This window comes from Solidesulfovibrio sp. (assembly GCF_029978005.1).
GTDB lineage: Bacteria > Desulfobacterota > Desulfovibrionia > Desulfovibrionales > Desulfovibrionaceae > Solidesulfovibrio.
The window spans coordinates 36,228-42,515 of sequence record NZ_JARKOZ010000145.1; the positions used below are offsets into that span (position 1 = coordinate 36,228).

The 6,288-nt window shown below is 63.6% G+C and carries 6 protein-coding genes and 1 pseudogene; 1 reads left to right on the top strand and 6 read right to left on the bottom strand.

Translation table 11 applies throughout. The annotated features are described in order from the left end of the window. Positions 1-127: 127 nt before the first annotated feature. On the top strand, positions 128-1,084 hold the full coding sequence (locus Q1K70_RS16655; protein WP_300161839.1) for a sensor domain-containing diguanylate cyclase: 957 nt from the start codon (positions 128-130) through the stop codon (positions 1,082-1,084). Between the two features lie 151 nt (positions 1,085-1,235). Here the strand turns inward: Q1K70_RS16655 and Q1K70_RS16660 are convergent, their stop codons facing one another. The 6 genes and pseudogenes from Q1K70_RS16660 to nifH form a co-directional block, all read right to left on the bottom strand. Beyond that, entirely contained in the window at positions 1,236-1,547 is a 312-nt protein-coding gene (locus Q1K70_RS16660; RefSeq protein WP_300161842.1) for a (2Fe-2S) ferredoxin domain-containing protein, read from the bottom strand. A 37-nt stretch (positions 1,548-1,584) separates the two neighbouring features. Next, positions 1,585-2,970, bottom strand: coding sequence for a nitrogenase molybdenum-iron protein subunit beta (gene nifK, locus Q1K70_RS16665; RefSeq protein ID WP_300161844.1), 1,386 nt, complete (start codon positions 2,968-2,970; stop codon positions 1,585-1,587). A gap of 29 nt (positions 2,971-2,999) precedes the next feature. Continuing rightward, the gene (gene nifD / locus Q1K70_RS16670; protein ID WP_300161847.1) at positions 3,000-4,619 is read right to left on the bottom strand and encodes a nitrogenase molybdenum-iron protein alpha chain; all 1,620 of its coding nucleotides are present in this window, start codon (positions 4,617-4,619) and stop codon (positions 3,000-3,002) included. A gap of 54 nt (positions 4,620-4,673) precedes the next feature. Beyond that, positions 4,674-5,048, bottom strand: coding sequence for a P-II family nitrogen regulator (locus Q1K70_RS16675; RefSeq protein ID WP_300161850.1), 375 nt, complete (start codon positions 5,046-5,048; stop codon positions 4,674-4,676). Positions 5,049-5,058: 10 nt separating this feature from the next. Continuing rightward, a complete protein-coding gene (locus tag Q1K70_RS16680; RefSeq protein ID WP_300161853.1) occupies positions 5,059-5,388 on the bottom strand; it encodes a P-II family nitrogen regulator in 330 nt (109 codons plus the stop codon). A gap of 55 nt (positions 5,389-5,443) precedes the next feature. Next, positions 5,444-6,267 (bottom strand): annotated as a pseudogene (gene nifH, locus Q1K70_RS16685) (nitrogenase iron protein). Positions 6,268-6,288: the final 21 nt, after the last annotated feature.

The following is a 6,288-nucleotide window of genomic DNA, read 5'->3' on the forward strand; positions in this document are numbered from 1 at the left end:
GCCGCAGTACGCCCCTAGCCCGATTGAAAACGATCGCGCCGGCGCAGCAATGCCGTGAAGGTGTCTCATGACCGCTCCAACAGCCATGTCTACTCTTTCGCCCGATACCTTGTTGCGAATAATAAATTTGCAAACGGATATCGTCAAGCTCGGCCATGACCTCGGCAGCGTGCTGTCGTTCGTCGCCGAACAGCTGCAGGACCTCACGGGAGCGGCGGGGGCGATCGTGGAATTGCTCGAGGCCGACGAGATGGTCTACCGGGCGGCTTCCGGCATGGCCCGGGCCCAGCTTGGCCTGCGTCTGGGGCGTCGCGGCAGCCTTTCGGGACTCTGCATCGAAACCTCCTCGATTCTAGAGTGCCGGGACTGCGAAACGGACGACCGGGTCGATCGCGAGGCCTGCCGCAAGGTGGGACTGCGCTCCATGGTCGTGGCGCCGCTGTTCCACAATGACATCGTGGTTGGGGTGCTGAAGATCGCCTCGCCGCGGGTCGGTTTCTTCAGCGACGGCCATGTCGCCATCCTGCGTCTGCTCTCGGAGCTGATCGCGGCCTCGATGTTCCACTGCGCGCGCTACGAGGCCGACGCCCTCTACCACCGGGCCACCCACGACCTGCTGACCGGGCTGGCCAACCGGGCGCTGTTCTACGACCGGCTGCGCCAGGCTCTGGCCCTGGCCAGGCGGCAGTCCCGGCCCGTGGGCATCCTCAACCTGGACATGGACGGGCTCAAGGCCATCAACGACACTTTCGGCCACCGGGCGGGAGACGCGGTGATCCGCGAATTCGCCCAGCGCATCCATCGGGCGGCCCGGGAGTCCGACACCGTGGCCCGGCTCGGCGGCGACGAGTTCGGCGTGGTCCTGTCGCAACTCGAAGGCCGCGACGGCGCGGCCCGGGTGGCGGACCGGATGGCGCTCGAAATCAGCCTGCCTTTCGCCTTCGAGGACGTCGCGCTGCCCATCGAGGCCAGCATCGGCCTGGCGCTTTTCCCCGAGGACGCCACGGAGCTCGACGCCCTGGTGGAACAGGCGGACCGGTCCATGTACGCGGTCAAACGCTCCCGCAAGGGCGAGGTGTCCTGAGCCTCGCCGTCCGCGTCCGCGAAAACGAAGCCGCCCCGCTGGTCCGTGACAGCGGAGCGGCTTTTTTTATGGGAGTCCATCCAAGCGGTTGGCAAACCGTCGTACGAATCGTGCCGTGCTCCCGAATCCTCGGTGGGAGGAAAGGGGGACGCTAGGGCAGCAGGTGGTCCTCGCAGGCTTCCCCGTTCTCCAGGGCGTCGAGGATCTCGTCGACCTTCTCTTCGCTGTCGATGGCCCGGTACCACCAGTTTTCCGGCATCACCACGATGATCGGGCCTTCCTCGCACTGCTTCATGCAGCCGGTGCTCACGACCCGGGCGTCGATGTCCCGGTCGAGGATGCCTTCCTCGATGTAGCCGAGCAGGTTGTGCGAGCCCTTCTTGTGGCAGATGCCCTTGGCCTCGCCCTTGACGCGAAAGCTCGCGCAGACGTTGATCAGGTATTTGGGCTTTTCGATGGCCATGCGTCACGTCTCCCTTTTCGTTTTCGCGTGTCGTGGATTACAGCTGGAGTTCGAAGCGGGTTTCGGGGGCGTCGCGGTCCAGGCGGTCCATGATGGCCCCGAGGAACTTGTCCATCAGGCGCATGGCGCCGGAGTAGCCGACGGACGGGAAGTACTGGTGGCCGACGCGGTCGAGGATCGGGAAGCCGTGGCGGATCAGCGGGATGTCCTCGTCGCGAGCGATGTACTTCAGGTAGGTGTTGCCGATGAGCAGATCGACCGGGTCGTTTTTTATCCACTGGTGCAGCAGGTACATGTCGGCCTGTTCGCCGTTTTTGTACTTGCACTCGTAGGGCACGTCCTTGACCAGTTCGGCCATGCGCTCGTCGAAGTACTTTCCGGCCGTGCCGGTCACGGTATAGGCCGGGATCATGCCGAGCGTGACGCAGAATTCGACCAGGGCCAGCAGCTGGTCGGGGTCGCCGGCCAGGGCCACCTTCTTGCCGTAGAAGTACTGGCTGTAGTCGGAAATGACGTCCACGACCTGGCCGCGCTCGAAGTTGACGGACTCGGGCACGGCGACGCCGGCCAGCTTGCGCAGGGCGTCCACGTAGCGGTCCGTGGCCAGAAGGCCGATGGGCAGGCCGAGGATGGTCCCCGGCACCTTGAACTCGGCGTCCAGGTAGTTGACGGCGTCGGTGGTGGCCCAGCGGCCCAGGCCGATGCTGGCCTTGCTGTCGCCCATGGTGGCGATTTCCGCGGGGGCGGCCCCGGCGTTGGGGTACATGTCGTAGTGGCCGGTCAGCGGCCCGTTGAGCACGCCGTTGGTGTCGGGCGCCATGACGATGTCGATGCCCATCATATTCGCCAGGCGGCGCATCTCGGCCATGTCCGAGGGCTCGCAGAAGCCCGGGATGATGTTCACCTTCCCGGTGGGGACGCCGGTCTTTTTGACGAATCCCTTGAGGATGCCCTTGACCATGTTCGAGTAGCCGGTGACGTGGGTGCCGACGTAGCTCGGGGTGCTGGCGTAGACGATGTGCTTGCCGGCCGGCACCTTGCCGTCGTCCTTGGCCTTCTGGGAGATCTGCAGCAGGTCGTCGCCGATGGTCTCGGACAGGCAGGTGGTGTGGATGGCGATGACGTCGGGATCGTAGACCGTGAAGATGTTGTCGATGGCCGAGATCAGGTTGGCCTGGCCGCCGAAGACCGAAGAGCCTTCGGTGAACGACGAGGTGCCGGCGATCACGGGTTCCTTGTAGTGACGGGTCAGGGCCGAGCGGTGGTAGGCGCAGCAGCCCTGGGAGCCGTGGCTGTGGGGAAAGCAGCCCTTGACGCCGAGGGCGGCGTACATCGCGCCCACGGGCTGGCAGGTCTTGGCCGGGTTGACGGTGAGCGCCTTGCGTTCCTTGATCTCGCCGGTGGTGTGTCTAAGCAGTGCCATGATGCGTTCCTTTCTCGTGAAAAGCGGTCTTACTGGGCCACGTAGCTGGCTTCGAGCTCGGGACCGTCGGTCTGCCAGGGGGCCTTCATCAGCCGCCAGACCTTGGTGTTCACCATGCGGTCGATGTCGTGGTACCAGTTGATGGCGCCGTTGAAGCCGGCGTAGGGGCCGCCCATGTCGTAGTTGTGCAGCTGCTTGAGAGGCACGCCCATCTTCTGGATGATGTACTTTTCCTTGATGCCGGCGCAGAAGATGTCGGGCTTGAGCATCTCGATAAGCTTTTCGGTCTCGTAGTGGTTGATGTCGTCGATGACCATGGAGTCTTTCTTCATCATGCCCATCATGCCTTCGTAACCCTTGAAGTCCAGGCCCTTGGCGTTGAGCGCCTCGAGCTGTTCGGGGGTCTTGCGGGGCTTGAAGCGCTCGGGATCGGGCTCGATGTCGAGTTCCTCGATGTTGCGCGAGTCGGCGTCGACCTTGATGGTGGGCAGCACGTGGCGGCCTTCGTAGTCGTCGCGGTGGGCGAATTCGTAGCCGGCGCCGAGGATTTCCATGCCCAGTTCGCCGAAGAGTTCCTGGTAGTGGTGGGCGCGCGAGCCGCCGACGAAGAGCATGGCCGTCTTGCCTTCGGTGCGGGGCCGGATCTCGTCCACCACTTTCTTGACGATCTCGAGCTCCTCGGCGATGACCTTCTCGACCCGGTCCATGAGCTCCTGGTCCTCGAAATAGGCGGCCATGCGGCGCAGCGACTTGGCCGAGGCCTCGGCGCCGATGAAGTTCACCTTGATCCAGGGGATGCCGAACTTGGTCTCCATCATCTCGGCCACGTAGTTGAGCGAGCGGTGGCACATGACGGTGTTGAGGTCGGCGTAGTGGGCCACGCGGAAGTCTTCGACCGTGGAGTTTCCGGAGAAGGTGGCCACCAGGGTGAAGCCGCACTTTTCCAGGATGCGCTCGATCTCGAAGGCGTCGCCGCCGATGTTGTACTCGCCGAGCATGTTGACCTTGAACTTGCCCTCGACCGGGGTGTCGTTGGTGCCGATGACATGCTTCATGATCTGGTTGTTGGCGATGTGGTGGCCGGCGGACTGGGACACGCCCTTGTAGCCTTCGCAGGAGTTGGCGAAGACGGTGATGCCGAGCTTTTCCTGCATCTGCCGGGCCACGGCGTGGATGTCGTCGCCGATCAGGCCCACCGGGCAGGTGGAGAAGACCGAAATGGCCTTGGGGTGGAAGTTGTCGTAGGCTTCCTGGATGGCCGCGGCCAGCTTCTTCATGCCGCCGAACACGATGTCGTGCTCGGTCATGTCCGTGGAGAAGGAGTAGGGGATGAAGTTCTCCCCGTCGGGACCGGCGTCGGTCTGGTTGCGGCGGGTGAGCCAGGAGTAGAAGCCGCAGCCGATGGGGCCGTGGGTCAGGTTGACGATGTCCCGGGAGGGTCCCAGAACCACGCCCTTGCAGCCGGCGTAGGTGCAGCCGCGCTGGGTGATGATGCCCGGAATGGTGCGGACGTTGGCCTGGATTTCAGGAATCTCGCCGCCCTCTCCGCCCGGGGTCATGGCCTTGGCCCGCTTGCGCGCGACCTTGGTGGGCATCTTGGCGATCAATTCCTTCTTGATCTCTTCGACATTGGTGGGCTTGGTGCTCATCTCAGTGCTTCCTCATTATCTCAGTAACGGTCCGGGGACGTCCGCAACGCACGCCTAGACGATGGCCGCGTCGCCGTCTTCGCCGGTCCTGACGCGGATGGAATCGGAGACGGGCATCACGAAGATCTTGCCGTCGCCGGCCTGGCCGGTCTTGTTGACGGATATGAGGACGTCCACGGCCGGCTGCACCTTGTCGTCGGGCACCACCAGGGAGATGATGCGCTTGGGATACAGACGCCCCTTGGTGCCGAGCAGGGCGATGGCTTCCTCGTTTCCGGCGGCGGCTCCGTCGAGCACGGCCTGGTTGACCAGGCCCCTGCCGCGACCGTAGCCCTCGCGGGCCACGAAGGCCGGGATGCCGGCGTCGGCCAGGGCCTTCTTGGTCTGGTTCATCTTGTTCATGCGGATAACCGCCATGATTTCCTTCATGACGCCCTCCCTAGGATTCCTTCACACCGGACGAAATGGTGTACATTTCCTCCACGGGGCTGATGAAGATCTTGCCGTCCCCGAAGGCGCCCTTGGACCCGGTGCGGGCGCTTTCCATAATCGTCTTGACCACGAATTCCTTGTCCTTGTCGTCCACGACGCAGATCAGCATGACCTTGGGAATCTCGTCGTACTGGATCTCGCCGATCTTGATGCCGCGCTGCTTGCCGCGACCGGCCACGTTGAACTTGGTCACCGCCGGGAAGCCGGCGTCCATCAGGGCGGCCAGGACGTCATCGCATTTCTCGGGACGAACGATGGCTCTCACCATGGTCTGCATATCGGAACTCCTTGTGTCGCGTGCGTTGTTGCGGTGGAAGGTTGCGGGATCGGGCCTAGTTGGAGATGCCGAATTCGATGAGCAGCTTTTCCAGGGTGTTGATCTCGATCGGCTTGGGGATCACGAACATGTCGTTCTGGTCGATCTTCTTGGCCAAGGCGCGGTACTCGTCGGCCTGCGCGTGCTCGGGGGAGTAGTCGATGACGGTCTTGCGGTTGATCTCGGCGCGCTGGACCTGGTTTTCGCGGGGCATGAAGTGGATCATCTGGGTGCCGAGCTGACGGCACAGCTCTTCGATCATTTCCTTTTCCTGGTCGACCTTGCGGCTGTTGCAGATGATGCCGCCCAGGCGCACGCCGCCGGTGTCGGCGTATTTGACGATGCCCTTGCAGATGTTGTTGGCGGCGTACATGGCCATCATCTCGCCGGAGCAGACGATGTAGATCTCTTCGGCCTTGCCGTCGCGGATGGGCATGGCGAAACCGCCGCAGACGACGTCGCCGAGGACGTCGTAGAAGACGTAGTCGAGGTGCTCTTCTTCCTCGTAGGCGCCGAGCTGTTCGAGCAGGTTGATGGAGGTGATGATGCCGCGGCCGGCGCAGCCGACGCCGGGCTCGGGCCGCCGGACTCGGTGCACATCGTGCCGCCGTAGCCTTCCTTGAGGATGTCGTCGAGATCGACGTCTTCGCCTTCCTCGCGCAAGGTGTCGAGAACGGTCATCTGGGCCAGACCGTGCAGGAGCAGGCGGGTGGAGTCGGCCTTGGGATCGCAGCCCACGACCATGACCTTCTTGCCCATTTCCGCGAGGCCCGCGACCGTGTTCTGGGTGGTGGTGGACTTGCCGATGCCGCCCTTGCCGTAGATAGCGATCTTGCGCATTTTGTAATGCCTCCTGCTGCA

What these genes read in the sequence shown, in the direction of transcription:
- Q1K70_RS16680 (WP_300161853.1), bottom strand. Translation starts at nt 5,388, where the DNA reads ATGCAGACCATGGTGAGAGCCATCGTTCGTCCCGAGAAATGCGATGAC.
- Q1K70_RS16675 (WP_300161850.1), bottom strand. Translation starts at nt 5,048, where the DNA reads ATGAAGGAAATCATGGCGGTTATCCGCATGAACAAGATGAACCAGACC.
- nifD (WP_300161847.1), bottom strand. Translation starts at nt 4,619, where the DNA reads ATGAGCACCAAGCCCACCAATGTCGAAGAGATCAAGAAGGAATTGATC.
- nifK (WP_300161844.1), bottom strand. Translation starts at nt 2,970, where the DNA reads ATGGCACTGCTTAGACACACCACCGGCGAGATCAAGGAACGCAAGGCG.
- Q1K70_RS16660 (WP_300161842.1), bottom strand. Translation starts at nt 1,547, where the DNA reads ATGGCCATCGAAAAGCCCAAATACCTGATCAACGTCTGCGCGAGCTTT.